The organism is Pseudomonas sp. GD04058, from assembly GCF_029836855.1.
GTDB lineage: Bacteria > Pseudomonadota > Gammaproteobacteria > Pseudomonadales > Pseudomonadaceae > Aquipseudomonas > Aquipseudomonas bharatica.
The window spans coordinates 1-15,688 of record NZ_JAOECN010000036.1 but is presented as its reverse complement, the minus strand read 5'-3'; the positions used below and the strand labels follow the sequence as shown (position 1 = coordinate 15,688).

At 64.3% G+C, this 15,688-nt stretch carries 14 protein-coding genes; 7 read left to right on the top strand and 7 right to left on the bottom strand.

The annotated features are described in order from the left end of the window. The first annotated feature begins 6 nt into the window (after window positions 1–6). Complete coding sequence (locus tag N7650_RS22875; RefSeq protein WP_009401392.1) at window positions 7–1,509, top strand: tripartite tricarboxylate transporter permease; 1,503 nt, start codon at window positions 7–9, stop codon at window positions 1,507–1,509. 32 nt (window positions 1,510–1,541) lie between these two features. Beyond that, window positions 1,542–2,516, top strand: a complete 975-nt coding sequence (locus N7650_RS22870) for a tripartite tricarboxylate transporter substrate binding protein (RefSeq protein WP_064303473.1) — start codon at window positions 1,542–1,544, stop codon at window positions 2,514–2,516. Window positions 2,517–3,078: 562 nt separating this feature from the next. Here N7650_RS22870 and N7650_RS22865 read toward each other — a convergent pair. Beyond that, a complete protein-coding gene (locus N7650_RS22865; RefSeq protein WP_279900131.1) occupies window positions 3,079–3,759 on the bottom strand; it encodes an N-acetyltransferase in 681 nt (226 codons plus the stop codon). Between the two features lie 369 nt (window positions 3,760–4,128). On the opposite strand from N7650_RS22865, the gene N7650_RS22860 reads away from it, so the two are divergent. Then, window positions 4,129–5,331 (top strand): sugar transporter, encoded by a 1,203-nt coding sequence (locus tag N7650_RS22860; RefSeq protein WP_009401398.1) that lies wholly within the window; start codon window positions 4,129–4,131, stop codon window positions 5,329–5,331. On the opposite strand, the gene N7650_RS22855 is transcribed toward N7650_RS22860, so the two are convergent. The 5 genes from N7650_RS22855 to N7650_RS22835 form a co-directional block, all read right to left on the bottom strand. Beyond that, window positions 5,298–6,821: an FAD-dependent oxidoreductase gene (locus N7650_RS22855; RefSeq protein WP_279900128.1), complete on the bottom strand. Its 1,524-nt coding sequence runs from the start codon at window positions 6,819–6,821 to the stop codon at window positions 5,298–5,300. The genes N7650_RS22860 and N7650_RS22855 overlap by 34 nt on opposite strands. A gap of 44 nt (window positions 6,822–6,865) precedes the next feature. Next, window positions 6,866–7,429: a TetR/AcrR family transcriptional regulator gene (locus N7650_RS22850; RefSeq protein ID WP_009401401.1), complete on the bottom strand. Its 564-nt coding sequence runs from the start codon at window positions 7,427–7,429 to the stop codon at window positions 6,866–6,868. A 58-nt stretch (window positions 7,430–7,487) separates the two neighbouring features. Continuing rightward, entirely contained in the window at window positions 7,488–8,192 is a 705-nt protein-coding gene (locus N7650_RS22845) for an SDR family NAD(P)-dependent oxidoreductase (protein WP_279900127.1), read from the bottom strand. Window positions 8,193–8,195: 3 nt separating this feature from the next. Next, entirely contained in the window at window positions 8,196–8,795 is a 600-nt protein-coding gene (locus N7650_RS22840; protein WP_279900126.1) for a 2-hydroxychromene-2-carboxylate isomerase, read from the bottom strand. Window positions 8,796–9,031: 236 nt separating this feature from the next. Then, window positions 9,032–9,985 (bottom strand): LysR substrate-binding domain-containing protein, encoded by a 954-nt coding sequence (locus tag N7650_RS22835; protein ID WP_279900125.1) that lies wholly within the window; start codon window positions 9,983–9,985, stop codon window positions 9,032–9,034. 133 nt (window positions 9,986–10,118) lie between these two features. Between N7650_RS22835 and N7650_RS22830 the strand changes: the two genes are divergently transcribed. The 4 genes from N7650_RS22830 to N7650_RS22815 all read left to right on the top strand — a co-directional run bounded on the left by N7650_RS22830 (window position 10,119) and on the right by N7650_RS22815 (window position 14,368). Then, window positions 10,119–11,297: a M20 family metallopeptidase gene (locus N7650_RS22830; protein ID WP_279900124.1), complete on the top strand. Its 1,179-nt coding sequence runs from the start codon at window positions 10,119–10,121 to the stop codon at window positions 11,295–11,297. 48 nt (window positions 11,298–11,345) lie between these two features. Beyond that, window positions 11,346–12,647, top strand: coding sequence for an MFS transporter (locus N7650_RS22825; protein ID WP_279900122.1), 1,302 nt, complete (start codon window positions 11,346–11,348; stop codon window positions 12,645–12,647). Window positions 12,648–12,722: 75 nt separating this feature from the next. Next, window positions 12,723–14,039, top strand: coding sequence for an OprD family outer membrane porin (locus tag N7650_RS22820; RefSeq protein WP_279900121.1), 1,317 nt, complete (start codon window positions 12,723–12,725; stop codon window positions 14,037–14,039). A 17-nt stretch (window positions 14,040–14,056) separates the two neighbouring features. Next, window positions 14,057–14,368: a hypothetical protein gene (locus N7650_RS22815; RefSeq protein WP_037060780.1), complete on the top strand. Its 312-nt coding sequence runs from the start codon at window positions 14,057–14,059 to the stop codon at window positions 14,366–14,368. A gap of 610 nt (window positions 14,369–14,978) precedes the next feature. On the opposite strand, the gene N7650_RS22810 is transcribed toward N7650_RS22815, so the two are convergent. Continuing rightward, window positions 14,979–15,263, bottom strand: coding sequence for a hypothetical protein (locus N7650_RS22810; protein ID WP_279900120.1), 285 nt, complete (start codon window positions 15,261–15,263; stop codon window positions 14,979–14,981). Between the last annotated feature and the right edge of the window lie 425 nt (window positions 15,264–15,688).

Sequence of the window (15,688 nt, the reverse complement as noted above, 5' to 3'; positions counted from 1 at the left end):
CGCGCCATGGAACTGCTCGATCACCTGGCGATCGGCCTGCAAGCGGCCTTTACCCTGAACAACCTGCTGTACTGCTTCGTCGGCGTCACCCTCGGCACCCTGGTCGGCGTCCTGCCGGGGCTGGGGCCGGTGGCGACCATCGCCATGCTGCTGCCGATCACCTACGGCCTGACCCCGTCGGCGGCGCTGATCATGCTCTCCGGTATCTACTACGGCGCCCAATATGGAGGCTCGACCACCGCGATCCTGGTCAACCTGCCCGGCGAGTCCTCCTCGGTGGTGACCTGCCTCGACGGCCATGCCATGGCGCGCAAGGGCAGGGCGGGAGCGGCGCTGGCCATCGCGGCGATCGGTTCGTTCGTTGCCGGCAGCCTGGCGATCCTGCTGCTGGCCGCCGCTGCCACGCCATTGGCGGAAGCCGCCTTGAAATTCGGCCCTGCGGAATATTTTTCGCTGATGCTGCTGGGCTTGGTAGCGGCCATCGTCCTGGCCCAAGGCGACGTACTCAAGGCCATCGCCATGACCTTGCTCGGGCTGCTTCTCGGGCTGGTCGGCACCGATGTGAATTCCGGGGTCGAGCGCTTTACCTTCGGCATACCCGAGTTGAGCGACGGCATCAGCTTCGTGGTGATCTCGATGGGCATCTTCGGTATCGCCGAGATCATCGCCAACCTCGAGCGCGATCACGGCGGCAAGGCCCAGGTGGCCCGGGTCGGCAGCCTGATGCCGTCGCGGGACGACTACCGGCGCAGCTGGAAGCCGATCCTGCGGGGCACCGGGCTCGGTTCGCTGCTGGGCATCTTGCCCGGCGGCGGGGCGATGCTCGGCTCCTTCGCCTCGTACATGATCGAAAAACGCCTGGCCAGGGAGCCGGAGCGCTTCGGCCAGGGCGCTATCGAAGGGGTTGCCGGGCCCGAGTCGGCCAACAATGCCGGGGCGCAGACGTCCTTCATCCCCATGCTGGTGCTGGGCCTGCCGTCCAACGCGGTGATGGCGCTGATGGCCGGGGCGATGATGATCCACGGTATCGTCCCCGGCCCCCAGGTGATCGACGAACGCCCCGAGCTGTTCTGGGGCCTGATCGTCAGCATGTGGCTGGGCAACCTGTTGCTGCTGGTGCTCAACCTGCCGTTGGTGGGCATCTGGGTACGCCTGCTGGCGGTGCCGTATCGCCTGCTGTACCCGTCGATCCTGCTGTTCTGCTGCATTGGCGTGTACAGCGTCAACAACAGCCTGTTCGACGTGCTGCTGACCGTGGCCTTCGGCTTGCTCGGCTACCTGTTCATCAAGCTGCGCTGCGAGCCGGCACCGCTGCTGCTGGGCTACCTGCTCGGCCCGCTGATGGAAGAGAACCTGCGCCGGGCGATGCTGCTGTCCCGTGGCGATCCCACGGTGTTCTTCACCCGGCCCTTGAGCCTGACCCTGCTGATCGTCACCGCATTGGTGGTGCTGTTGATGTGCTCGCCACGCTTGCGCGCCACCCGCCAGGTGGCCTTCAGCGAAGACTGACTTTCTTCTCCCCCTCGTCCAGGAATTGCTCCATGAAACTTGCCCGTTCCGTCACCTTCGCCCTGGCCGCCCTGGCCCTGGGCATCACCGGCCTGGCCCAGGCCGACAACTACCCGAGTCGACCGCTGACCCTGGTGGTGCCATTCCCGCCCGGTGGTGCGGCGGACACCATCGGCCGTTACTACGCCGAGCAGCTTTCCACATCGCTGGGCCAGCCGGTGGTGGTGGACAACAAGCCCGGCGCCGGCACGGCGATCGCCGCCGAAGCGGTGGCCAAGGCCAAGCCCGATGGCTACACCCTGTCCCTGGCCACGGCCGGACAACTGGCCATCCTGCCGAACCTGCAAAAGGACCTGCGCTACGACCCGGTCAAGGACTTCGTGCCGGTGGCGGTGGTGGCCTCGGTGCCGAACGTGGTGGCGGTGCAGGCATCGAGCAAGATCGACTCGCTGCCGGCGCTGATCGCCGAGGCCAAGGCCAGGCCGGGGGCGTTGAGCTACTCGTCGTGCGGCAATGGCACGCTTTGCCATCTCTCCGGTGAGCTGCTCAAGCACCTGTCCGGCACCGACCTGCTGCATGTGCCCTACAAAGGCAGCGCTCCGGCGGTGACCGGCCTGCTCGGCGGCGAAGTAGACGTGGCGGTGGACACCCTCACCGTTCTCGCCCCGCAGATCCAGGCCGGCAAGCTCAAGGGCCTGGTGCTCAGCAGCGCCGAGCGCTCGCCGCTGCTGCCCGGCGTGCCCAGCGCCACCGAAGCCGGGTTGCCGGGGTTCGTCGCCTCGGGCTGGTTCGGCATCGTATTGCCCAAGGGCGCGGCGCCGGAACTGGTGGAAAAGTTGAGCGGGGCCATTGGCGTCATTGCCAGGTCGCCGCAAACCGCCGAGCGCTTCGCCCAGAACGGCATCAGCGTCGAGCAAGGCACGCCTGCCGGATTCGCCGAATTGATCGCCGAGGATGGCAAGCGCTGGGGCGAGGTGATCGAGGCGGGGAAAATCACTCTGGAATGATGGGGCGGTAAATGCCCTTGCAGGCCGTACTGTCGCGCGCAGAACAGATCGCGGTGAGGATCGGTGCCTGCTGTTCCAAAGAACACTGCAGGCCCTGTGGAAGCTGGCTTGCCAGCGATGAGGCCAGATCAGGCAACATCACTGCCCTTGCCGGCCCTATCGCTGGCAGCTCCCACAGTGATTTGTGCAAGCCGCTGATGTTCAGGCCAATGTCAAGTGAACTGGCTGCCGGCGGAGCGGGTTGCACAATTCCTGAAGTGAGCCGGGAACCCTGTGGGAGCTGGCTTGCCAGCGATGAGGCCAGATCAGGCAACATCACTGCCCTTGCCGGCCCTATCGCTGGCAAGCCAGCTCCCACAGTGATTTGTGCAAGCTGCTGATGTTCAGGCCAATGTCAAGTGAACTGGCTGCCGGCGGAGCGGGTTGCACAACTCCTGAGGTGAGCCGAGAACCCTGTGGGAGCTGGCTTGCCAGCGATGAGGCCAGATCAGGCAACATCACTGCTCTTGCCGGCCCTATCGCTGGCAAGCCAGCTCCCACAGGGATCACCTGAAATCATCTGTCAGGCCATCTCCACCTTCACCGACTGCGCCCTTGTCTTGCACAGCGGCACCAGCCGCGAGCCGCTGTAACGGCTCTGGCGAAACAGCTTCCAGCGCCCGAACAGCCCGTACACGTGCATTACCCGGCCTTGCTCCTGGTAACCCATGCGCAGGTGCAGCTTGAGGGCCGGCACGTTGTGGGTTTCCACCACATCCACCACCCGGCTGCAGCCACGTGCCTGCATGGCTTGCCATAGGCCGACCTGGGCATCCACCGAGAGCCGGGTGCCGAAGTAGGCGGGGATCATTTCCCCGCCGAATTCGAAGAAGTCCCCCGGCGCCACCGGGAAGGTGCAGCCGTAGTAATGACGGTCGTGATAGTCGCGGGTACTGGCCCAGATAAAGGCCACCGCGTCGCCCGTGTCATCCAGGTACATGTGCCCGACATGCCCTTCGCGGGCCAGTTCGCGCATGGTCCCGACGCGATCGCCGAAATGACGGGCGAAGGCATCGGCATTGGCTTCGGTGATGGTCTCCAGGCGCACCGGCGGGTGGTCCTTGAGGCTGTGCGGGCCGACCGGTGTCGCCAGGTCGCGTTCCATCCACAGCAGCTCCCAGTGGAAAAATATGTGGCGGCGCCACAGGGTGAGGAGGGTGCGGCGCAGTCCCTTGCGCTGGAGTCGGGCGATCAGGGCGTGCATAGAGCCTCCGCAACAGGCTGCTTGAGGAAGTGAAGTTTTTTCAGGTATAGCGCAGCGGCGTTGGGCTCCGTCAAAAAGCCATCACGGTAGTTGTTTCAATATGTGTATGAGTGGCTTCTTTCGCTCTATTCCGATGCTTTCAGCGGCGATGAATAATTTTCCGCAGCGGCGCAGAGAACTGGCGGAATTCTGGCGCCTGGTTTTGGCGTCCAAGACAAAAGCCTGTGCCAGGCGTTTGCGACAGGGGGTTGGCTCACGTAGACTCCGGCCATCATTCCTACAAAGACCGTAAGGCACATCCGACCCTCAGGGTCATGGATGCCTTCGTCACGTCCGCGATTCAGCCTTTCCAGGAGCCTTTCCCCGCGCATGATCAGCCCCACAGAAACCCGCAGCGGCAGCTGGCTCAGTGTCTTCGCCCTGGCCCTCGGCGCCTTTATCTTCAACACCACCGAGTTCGTCCCGGTGGCGTTGCTCAGCGATATCGGGCGCAGTTTCGATATGCCGGCGTCCCAGGTCGGATTGATGCTCACGGTGTATGCCTGGGTGGTGTCGCTGACGTCGCTGCCGATGATGCTGCTGACCCGCAATATCGAGCGCCGCCGCTTGCTGGGCCTGCTGTTCGTGCTGTTCAGCGTCAGCCATGTGCTGTCGAGCATGGCCACCAGCTTCGGCATGCTGTTGGTCAGCCGGGTCGGCATCGCCCTGGCCCATGCAGTGTTCTGGTCGATCACCGCGTCGCTGGCGGTGCGCGTGGCGCCGCCGGGCAAGCAGGCCAAGGCGCTGGGGTTGCTGGCGACCGGCACCACCCTGGCGATGGTCCTCGGCATCCCGCTCGGTCGGGTGGTGGGTGAAGCGCTGGGCTGGCGCACCACCTTCCTCGGGATCGCCGTGGTCTCGGTGGCGACGCTGCTGTGGCTGCTGCGTTCGCTGCCGCTGCTGCCAAGCCAGAACTCCGGCTCGCTGCGCAGCCTGCCGATCCTGCTCAAGCGTCCGGCGCTGATGTCGGTGTACGCCCTGGTGGTGCTGGTGATCACCGCGCAGTTCACCGGCTACAGCTATATCGAGCCGTTCGCCCGGGAAGTGGCGGCGCTGAGCAGCGAGATGACCACCATCCTGTTGCTGGTATTTGGTGGTGCAGGGATCTTCGGCTCGTTCCTGTTCAGCCACTTCAGCGAGCGTTTCCCGAGCGGTTTCCTGATCGCCGCCATCGCCGCGCTGGCCGTTTCCCTGTCGTTGCTGCTGCCGCTGGCCGGGGTGCCGTGGTTGCTCTGCGCCCTGTGCGCGCTGTGGGGCATGGCGATCATGTGCTTCAGCCTGGCCTTGCAGTCCAAGGTGCTGCAATTGGCGTCGGATGCTACGGACGTGGCCATGGCCATGTTCTCCGGCCTGTACAACGTTGGTATCGGCGGCGGGGCGCTGCTGGGCAGCATCGTGGTGAGCCAGGTCGGCCTGGCCTGGATCGGTGGCGTCGGCGGTTCGCTGGCCGTGGCCGGCCTGGTCCTGTGCCTGTACGCCACCTGGCGGTTCTTCGGGGTTCAGCAGGGCCTCAGCGAGCGCTCGGTGAAGTAGCGCTCCAGCGCGGCGGTGGAAGAAGACGCCTCGGCCAGCGCCACGTAGCTGTCGGGGCGGATCAGGTAGAACGCGTTGCGCGCCAGCCCGGCGGCTTCATGGGCCGGGCTCCAGGCGAACACCTGCAAAGGGATTTGCCGCGCCGCGCACCAGCCCGTCAGGTCCTTGCCGGCAAGCCCATAGACATGCACCTGCCAGCAAGGCCGTGCCAGTTCGGCGAAGTTGTCTGCCGTCTCATCATGGGCCCAGGGCAGCCGATCGCCGCCATGCACGTGCCCGGCCGTGCCGAAACTCAGGGGCATCAGGCGGTAATTAAGGCCGATCTGCGACAGCGTGCGGAACATGAAGCTGCGCACCTTGCCCATCGCCATCAGCCGCGACAGCAGCACCGGTGCCAGGCGCGTGCGCAGCAGATTGGCGATACGGCCATTGGCGCTGACGAAGTTGAAGACCTGGTCGGTAGTGGCGACCAGGCGTTCGGCAAACGCCTTGCGCTCGATCTCGAAGCTGTCGAGCAGTTCGTCGGTGGCCTTGCCGTGCAACACGCTGGCGAGCTTCCAGGCCAGGTTGATGGCGTCGCCGATCCCGGTGTTCATGCCCTGGCCGCCGGCCGGGCTGTGCACGTGGGCGGCGTCGCCGAGCAGGAAGGCGCGGTGGCGACGGAACTGCTGGGCCACGCGGTGGTGCACACGGTAGGTGGAGGACCAGTTGACCTGTTCGACCTGGAGCTGCATGTGCTCGATGGCACGGCTGCTGACATCTTCGAAGGTGAGGTTTTCCGCATGTTCGGCACGTTCGTCGCGCACCGTGCCGATCAGCCGTGCGCGGCCCGCGCCGGCCAGCGGGAAGACCGCGACGAAGTCCGCCTCGTCGAGGTCCACGTGCAGTTCGCCGTCCAGCGCCGGCCCCGAGGCCTGCACATCGGCAACATAGAACACCTGCTGGTAGGTGCCGCCGGGGAAGCCGATGCCAAGGGCCTTGCGCACCGCCGAACGGGCCCCGTCGCAGCCGGCCAGGTAAGGCACGCGACAGTCTTCTTCGTGGCCATCGGGCAGGCGCAAGCGGGCCACGGCCTGCTCTTCGTCCTGGCCCAGTTCGAGCAGTTCGGTATTCCACTGCACCTCGACGCCGAAGCCTTGCAGGCGCTCGATCAGCAGCTTCTCGTGTTCGTCCTGCGGGTAGATTTCCAGGAAGGGGTAGGGCGTCATGCCAGCGCCGATGTTCTGCAAGGACAGCTTCGCCGCCTTTTGCCCCCTGACCCACAGATTGGCCGCCGGCACCTGATGGCCGCGCTCGACCACCGTGTCGGCCAGGTCCAACTGGCGATACAGTTCCAGGGTGCGCGCCTGGACCGCCAGGGCGCGGGAGGTGGTGCCGGGGCCGGTCGCCTTGTCGACAACGCGGACCTTGACGCCCAGCCTGCTCAACCACAGGGCAAGCACCAGGCCCGTGGGGCCGGCGCCGATGATCAGGACTTCTGTGTCATTCATGCCACGCTCTCCTGGTGATTGTCAGGAGAGTGTAGAGGGGGGCGTCAGTCTTCGCCGAAGCTGGCGAGGAGGAACGCTTGCACCGTTGTCAGGATTTCTCGCGACAGCGCGTCATCCGCGCAGGCCCGGGACAGGCCAAGGGCGCCGACCATGGCGCTGAAGGCGACCATGGCCTGCTTGCGCTTTTCCTCATCATCACCGCCGAGCAGGCGGGCGATACCCTTGATGTTGGCGCGCAGCTTGTTGGTGTACAGCTCGCGGGCCTCGCCCTCGACCCGACCGATATCGCTGACCAGCGCACCGACCGCGCACCCGGTGCCGACGCCGTCGCGGTGCTCGGGGCTCAGGTATTCGCTGACCAGGGTGGGGAAATTCGCCCGGTGGCTACGTTGCGGGTCTTCCGAGCGCTTGAACGCTGCGTCCAGCGCCTCCGCCACCAACTGGTCGCGGGAGTCGAAATGCTTGTAGAAGCCGCCATGGGTCAGGCCAGCTTCCTTCATCAGGTTGGCAATGCTCAGGCCGTCGAGGCCCAGCTCGCAGAAACGCTCGGCGGCGATGGCGACGATACGTTCGTGGGTGCTCTGCTTGCTGGCTTGGGAATGGCCCATGGTGGCGGTCTCCTGCGTGGTCCGGGGGCGGATGATAGCACCGCCCCCGGGCTACGGCTTACCAGGTCTCCCCGAATGGTCGCACTTCGCTCAGGAAGCTCCAGGCGCTGCGGGGTTGCTGGATCAGATGGCCGACCTCGCCGGCGATATCGTCCGGCTGGATAAAGAACGCGTCCGGCTTGGTCGGGTGCATCTTGCGGGTCCATTCCACATCGATCACCGCGTCGATCACCAGGTAGGCCACATGCACGCCCTTGGGGCCCAGGTCGCGGGCGATCGACTCGCTGAGAATGCGCTGCGCCGCCTTGGTTGGGGCAAAGGCGGCGAAATGGCCCTTGCCGCGCAAGGCCGAGGTGTTGCCGGTGACGATGATCGCGCCCTGGCCCTTTTCCACCATTGCCGGGGACAGCGTGCGAGCCAGCTGCAGCAGGGCCATGACATTGGTGTGGAAGTTGGCTTCCAGGGCCTGCGGATCGATTTCGCGGAAATTGCCGAAGGTGGCGCCGACGGCGTTATGCACCAGCACATCGGCGTCGCCCAGTTCGGCCTGGATCTGCTCCAGCGTGCGCTGCAGTTGCGCGCTATCGCTGACGTCCACCGGGAAAGCATGGGTGTCCGCCAGTTCGCCCTGCAGGGCGGCAAGACGTTCGACGTTGCGCGCCAGCATGGCCACGCGGTAGCCGTCAGCCACCAGGCGACGGACGATGGAGGCGCCGGTACCCGGGCCGACGCCGGTGACGATGGCAAGTTTCTTGGTGGTCATGGTTCAGGCTCCTTTGGATTGGGCAATGGCGGCACGGACGAAATCGAGGCGGTCGTTGCCGAAGAACATTTCGTCATCGCAGAAAAAGGTCGGCACGCCAAAAACGCCGCGCTCGATGGCCCGCGCGTTGTTGGCGGCCAGGCGTTCGCGCACGTGCGGGCTGTCGGCGAGCTGCCAGAGGTCGGCATCCAGCTCCAGCTTACGCAGGAAAGCGTCCCGGCCTTGCGCGCTGGCCAGGTCGTCGCCGCCGGCCCAGACCGCCGCGAACAGGGCAGGGTGCAGGGTTTCGAACACGCCGGCCTGCTGGGCAGCGACGGCAATGCGCACCAGCAGGGCGTTATCCAGCCGGCCTTCGCGCATGGCCTGGAACAAGGCGCGATTCGGGGCGAAAGGCACCTGGTAAAGGGCTGCCCAACGGGCCGCGTCGATGCCGGAATAACGGGCCTTCGGTGGGCACGCGGGCGAGGGCTGGTTACCGATCTGCTTCATCACGAAGAGGATATCGACCGGCAGGTACTCGACGGGATGGTCGAGGCCGGGCAGGCGCGTGTTGGCGAGATAGGCGTAGGGACTGGTGTAGTCGAAGACGGATTGGAGATTCATGGATCCCGGTCCTGTGGCGGGTGGGTTGGGGTCTTGCTGGTGTGGATGTTAGTTATCATCCAGCCAGGATGTCAATTGACATCTTCGGCAGCGTTCCTCTTCTGCTGAGTCATTCCTCCGCTATGTGTTAGCGCCTGGTCAACAGCACCCGATAAGGCGGTCTGGGCCTGGTGTGGCGACGCGACGGCGATCCGTCGGGTAATAGCCGGGTGTGCTTCGTCATCGAAAAACCGCTTTCAGACCAGCAGTTCCAGCGTGTCGAACAACACGGTGTCCTGCGCTCGTGACGAGCGCGAGCGCCGGCGGATCGTCTGGAGCAGGCAGTCGACGAAGACCTGGGCGGCTGCCCCGAGCTGCGCATTGCGCGGCGTCACGATGCCGATGGTGTCGGTGGCGAACTCCTCGGCCAGGTCCAGGCGAACGATACGCTCCTTGTACATAGGCACCGTCAGCATGGGCTTGGGGCAGTAACCCAGCATATCGGTCTGCTCCATCAGCGAGAGCATCAACTGCAGCGACTGGGCACGCTGGATTTGGTTGATCGGGATCTGCGCATCATGCTGCCAGAAGAGTTCGTGCATGAAATCGTCCTGGCTGGTGTCCGGATAATTGACCACCCAGTCCTGGTCCAGCAGTTCGTGGATCGAGCGGCTCGCCATTCGCGGATGGCCTTTGCGGGCGATGACCGACATTTCATACGACAACAGGGGTTCGCAGGAGAACTCCGGTCGTGGCAGCAAGGCGGAGACCAGGCCTATGGCGAAATCCATGGTGCCTTCGCGCAGTCGTGGCAGGGTCACGGCCATCAGGCCTTCGAATATCTCCAGGCGAATGCCCGGCATCTGCTGGCGAAAAAGGCACACCGCTTCCGGCAGCAAGGTCATGCCCATCCAGGGCGAGATCCCGAAGCGCAAATGACCTTCGGTCTCGCCCCTCAGGTGGGCCAGTTCCTGCTGCGCGCGCCCCATTTGCTCGAGCATCTGCCGGGCGTGGGTCAGCAGCGACCTGCCATAGCGGGTCAAGCCCACGCCGCTGGCATTGCGGTTGAGCAAGGGTAACTGCAACTCGCCCTCAAGCTCGCGCAGCGCCTTGGCCGCCGCAGTCTGGGAGATACCGAGCTTGCGTGCGGCGGCGCGGATGCTGCCGTTGTCGGCAATGGACACAAGGGCCTGGAGTTGGTGCAGTTTCATGAGACGAGGACGTTCCGGCGTAAACCCCTGGTTTTCAGGCCAACCTCTTTGCGGCTGCCCGGGGTGCGGGGTGGTTTTTTATGATGGCCGCAAGCATGCCCAGCCATGCGCAGAACAACAAGAAGGAAACCTCATGAGCCACTTTGCAGTACTTCCTGGTATCAAGGCCATCGAAGAAGAAATGATCGGCGTGCGTCGGCACCTGCATGCCCATCCTGAATTGAGTTTCGAGGAATTCGCCACCAGTGACCTGGTTGCGTCGAAGCTCCAGGAATGGGGCTATGACGTTCACCGCGGTATCGGCAGGACCGGTGTAGTCGGCCAGCTGAAACGCGGTAGCGGCCAGCGCCGGATCGGCCTGCGTGCCGATATGGACGCTCTGCCGATCGAGGAGCTTACCGGGCTGCCCTATGCCAGCCGCTTCGAGGGAAAGATGCATGCCTGCGGTCATGACGGGCACACCGCAATGCTGCTTGCGGCGGCCAAGTACCTCGCTGCCGACGGCAACTTCGATGGCACCCTGAACGTGATTTTCCAGCCCGCCGAGGAGGGTGACGGCGGCGCGCGCAGCATGTTGGAGGACGGGCTGTTCGAACGCTTTCCCTGTGATGCGGTATTCGCGATGCACAACATGCCCGGCCTCGCGGTCGGTACGTTCGGCTTTCGCACCGGGCCGTTCATGGCCTCGACCGATACGGTCACCATCGACATCCACGGCGTCGGCGGCCATGGTGCCATGCCGCACAAGGCCGTGGATGCGATCCTGGCGGGCTCGGCGATCGTCATGGCCCTGCAAAGCGTGGTAGCCAGGAATATCGACCCGCTGGACTGCGGTGTGATCTCGGTCGGTGCATTCAACGCTGGCCACGCGCCCAATGTGATACCCGAACACTGCCGGCTGCAATTGAGCGTGCGGGCTCTGAAGACCGAGGTGCGCGACGAGCTCATTGAGCGCATCACACGGATCGCGCAGGCCCAGGCCGAGAGTTTCGGTGCCCGGGCCAGTGTGGCTGTGGACGAGTCGCAGCGCTTCCCGGCGCTGTTCAATCATGAACAACCCACCGCGTTCGCGCGCCAGGTTGCGCTCGACTGGATCGGCGCCGACTCGGTGGTCGCCGAAATCCAGCCACTGACCGGCAGCGAGGATTTCGCCGTGATCCTGGAGCACTGCCCGGGTTGTTACCTGGTCATCGGCAATGGCGACGGCGAGGGGGGCTGCATGGTGCATAACCCCGGCTACGACTTCAACGACGAAGCCCTGGCGCTTGGCGCCAGCTATTGGGTACGCCTGGTCGAAACCTTCCTGGCCTGAATGCCGCCACTTGCCAGCCTCGCGGCAGCGCGAGGCGGAGGACCTGTCATGTCTGCAACCGTTACCCAGGCGGCCGGCGCCGCACCGGTTTCCCGAGCGTTGACCTCGCGAGCCATCGCGGCGATCACCATCGGCTCGGCGCTGGAGTTCTTCGAGTTTTCCGTCTTCAGTTTTTTCGCGACCCTTATCGGCCGCCAGTATTTCCCGGCGCAGAGCGAACTGAGCCAGCTGTTGCTGGCCCTGGCGACCTTCGGGCTGGGTTTTGTCATGCGCCCTTTGGGCGGCATCGTCATCGGCGCCTATGCCGACCGTGCCGGACGCAAGCCGGCGATGCTGCTGACCCTGAGCCTGATGGCGCTGGGCTCGGCGGTACTGGCGACTGCGCCGACCTATGTGCAGATCGGCCTTGCCGCGCCGGTGTTGGTGGTGTTGGCCCGGCTTGTCCAGGGCTTTGCCATCGGTGGCGAAGTCGGAGCGTCCACTGCGATGCTCATGGAATATGCCGGCGACCATAACCGTGGTTTCTACGGCAGCTGGCAGTTCTTCAGCCAGGGGCTGAGCTTTCTTCTCGGCTCGGCCATCAGCCTGGCCCTGACCACCGGCCTGGACCCCGAAGCGCTGGAAAGCTGGGGATGGCGCGTGCCCTTTGCCGTAGGCCTGTTCATCCTGCCCATCGGCGTTTACATGCGTCGTCACCTCCAGGAAACCGCCGGGCAGCGCGAAGACCAGGACGAAACCACTCCGGTACTGCAGCAGATCGTCACCCGGCACCGTCGCACGCTGGTGGCCGGGGTGCTGATGGCCATCGGCGGCACTGCCAGTAGCTATATCGTGCTCGACTACATGACCAACTACACGGTCGCCATCCTCAAGCTGCCCATGCAGACCGGCATCGGTGCGTCCTGCCTGGGGGCTGCGGTGCAGATCGTCCTGTCGCTGTGGGCGGGGCGTCTGAGCGACCGCATTGGACGGCGTCGCACCATCGCCATGGGCAGCATCCCGATGCTGTTGCTGATCTACCCGGCATTCATGCTGATGACCCACTTCCCGACCCTCGGTACGCTGCTGTTCGTGTCCTTCGCCACCACCTTCCTGCTCGTACTGATCACCGTGCCGTCGATGGTCATGCTGACCGAGATGTTCCCTCGCTCGCTCCGCGCCACCGGGCTGTCGCTGGTGTACTGCCTGGGCGTGTGCATCTTCGGCGGCTTCGCACAGTTCTTCGCCACCGGCCTGATCGACCTGACCGGCGACAAGCACGCACCGGCGCTCTACGTGATGCTCTGCCTGTGCGCCACCCTGGCGGGCCTGGCGATGGTCAAGGAAACCGTGGGCAGGCGGCTCGACTGAGAAGTTCGCGCAACAGGCAACACCCGATTTCTCGACAACAACAAAAATGACGATGGATTCCTGGTGGGTAGATTCATGACAACCTTAACGGCCGGCTGGCGGCTCGTGCTCGCGTGTTCGCTGTTATTCAGCGCGTACTCGCAGGCTGCAAACGGCTTTATCGAAGACAGTCATCTGGTGATCGGCAGCAGGTCCACGGTGCTCAATAGCCAGATGAAAGGGGACGGACACCAGCGTTTCGCCCATGACCGGCGCGACCCTCGCGACGTGTCGCTGGGCATGCGGGCCAACTTCGCCTCCGGGTTCACCCAGGGGCCGCTGGGTTTCGGCCTCGACGCTTATGGCTTCGCCGGCTTCAAGCTCGACGGCGGTGACGGCCATGCCGGCTACGGCAATATCCAGATGAACCACGAGGGGGAAGCACAGCGCAGCTTTGGCCGGGCCGGGGTGTTGATCAAGGCCCGGCGTGGCCAGACCGAGCTGCGCTATGGCCAGATGCAGGTGACCAACCCGGTCTTCGCGACCTCCGATACCCGATTGTTTCCGAGTACCGCCACGGGGTGGCTACTGGCCAATCGTGACATCGAAGGGCTGCTCGTGGAGACGGGGCGCTTCACGGCGGGCACTGAACCATCCTCGACCAGCAACAAAGGCGAGCTCTGGGCCAACTATGCATTCGTACCTACCGACTCGGTCGGCTTCGCCGGCGGGCGCTACGAGCGCAGGGACTGGAGCGTGAGCCTGTATGGCGCGCAATTCGAGGACCTATGGCGCCAGGCCTACCTGGGCGGCAGTTACCTTTGGGAGCGTGAAGACCGCTCGCGCATCGCCCTGGACCTGAACCTCTACCACACCCGCGACGAAGGCCGGGCCAATGCCGGCGACATCCGCACAACGGCCTACTCGGCCCAGTTGGCCTACAGCCTTGGCCGGCACCGGCTGATGGTTGCTTACCAGCGGATCATCGGCGGCACCCCGTTCGACTACATCGGCTTCGGCAACAACGGCTCGGGAGCCTTCGGCAACTCGATCTACCTGAGCAACCCGATCATGGCTTCCGACTTCAATGGGCCGAATGAAAAGTCCTGGCAACTGCGCTACGACCTCGACATGGCCCCCAGCGGATTCCCAGGCTTGAGCTTCATGGGCCGTTACGTGTTCGGCTATGACATCCAGCGTTCGGACAATAGCCATTACGGCGCCTGGAACGGAGCCGATGACGCCCAGCACCAGGAGCTCGACCTGGAAGTCAGGTACGTCGTCCAGTCCGGTTCCGCCAAGGACCTGCGCATCCGCCTGCGTGAAGGCCTGCACGATGCCAGGCGGGGTCAGCCGGATGGCGACGTCAACATGCACATGCTGATCCTCGAATGGCCGTTGAACTGCTTCTGACCCCCGAGGGATACCCCATGAAACACGAGCAGGAAATCAGGTTCATCAACGGCGGCCCGGATCGCCTTCTGCTCGTGATCGAACCGGCTTCCAGCGAGTTTCGGATCGACTGCGGTGCGTCGGTCAGGCTGCTGGTGGCGGGAGGGGCGGGTGGCGGCTCGATGGAGATCGAATATCTGCCGGGCGGGATGGTCATTTATCTGTCGGCGGACGCTGCGATCCAGGTGTTCCAGAACGGCAGGCGACTGGCCCAGGGGAAAAGGACCCGGCATATGGAAGCCAGGCTGGGGCAGCGCAAGGCAACGGCCGGGAGTGCGCGGTGGACCTGAGGTATGGGTGCTGCACGCACTGTTGTCAATTGTCGAGCGATGCGGAAGGTGTTGCGCAAAGGATGCTGGTCAGGGGCCCAGAAAGACCTGGGTGGCCTCGTTGGGTATCTCCTCGGTTGATCGGGTACGCCACACCGTCGTGACCAAACGATGGGTGGCGACTGTGACACAGGTTGGTCAACCGGGAACCGAGGCAAACCCGGCGCGCTGAAAAGCGCCCTGCGCACAGCAGCCATAAAGCAGCAGCCACAAAAAAGCGCCCGCCAAAACGGATGGGCGCCTGCGCGCTTCGGATTTGCCAGGTGACCAAACCTGGTCGCTGATATGCAGCGACCGAGGCAGCCTAGGCACTGATTTCCAGGAGCGCAATGACAAAGACGGCGCGGAAGTATGCTTGGGAAATTGCCTACAAGAAAGTCGGAAGGGGCAGAGGTTTTGTAGCGCTATGCGACAGCCGGGAAGTTGCTAAACGAGCCGGGGGCGCGTAAAGCGCTTACCGCCTTTCAGCCCGCCCGGATTGCCAGCAATATCGCTCGACTCCCTTGTTCACAACAGAGTGCGCACCGCGTGGCGGCGCGCTATCTGGAAGGCGGACACGCGCCCGCTGGCCCTATTTACTCCTCTTCAACAACGACTCCACCAACGCCTGGCAGATCTCCAGTGAATGCTGGGTCGCCCAGGCGAGGCTCTGCATCGGTTTGCTGGCCGATTCGCAGACCTGGTAGTTGGTTTCATAGGCCGAGGCCAGGGACAGGGTGAGGTGGACCAGCACATCTTCCATCCGGGCGCCCTCGCATACGGCGAACAGAGGCGGGTGGGTGCCGTTGCAGGTGGCGAAGTGGGTGTGGGCGCTGATAGGGGGATTGGCGGGAGGATCAGGAACGGCCTTTGTCATCGTCTAACTCCTTGAGAATGGCTTCACCACTGAACGTGACCAAACGAAAAGTGGTGGAAGGATGGGTGGCGACTGCACGCAGGTTGGTCAACCGGTCTCAAGGCAACCCGGCGCACCCGAAGGTGCCCCGCGCACAGCCGCCATAACGCGATGCAGCGACCACGAAAAGTGACCACTGACGGAAAGGACGCTTACGCGCTTGAGAAACCAGGTGACCAAACCTGACCGCTGATATGCAGCGACCGAGGCAGCCTAGGCACTGATTTCCAAGAGCGCAATGACAAAGACGGCGCGGAAGTATGCTTGGGAAATTGCCTACAAGAAAGTCGGAAGAGGCAGAGGTTTGTAGCGCTATGCGACAGCCGGGAAGTTGCTAAACGAGCCGCGGTCAAATAACCCGTTCGGTCATCCTCTGCGCCGGCCTT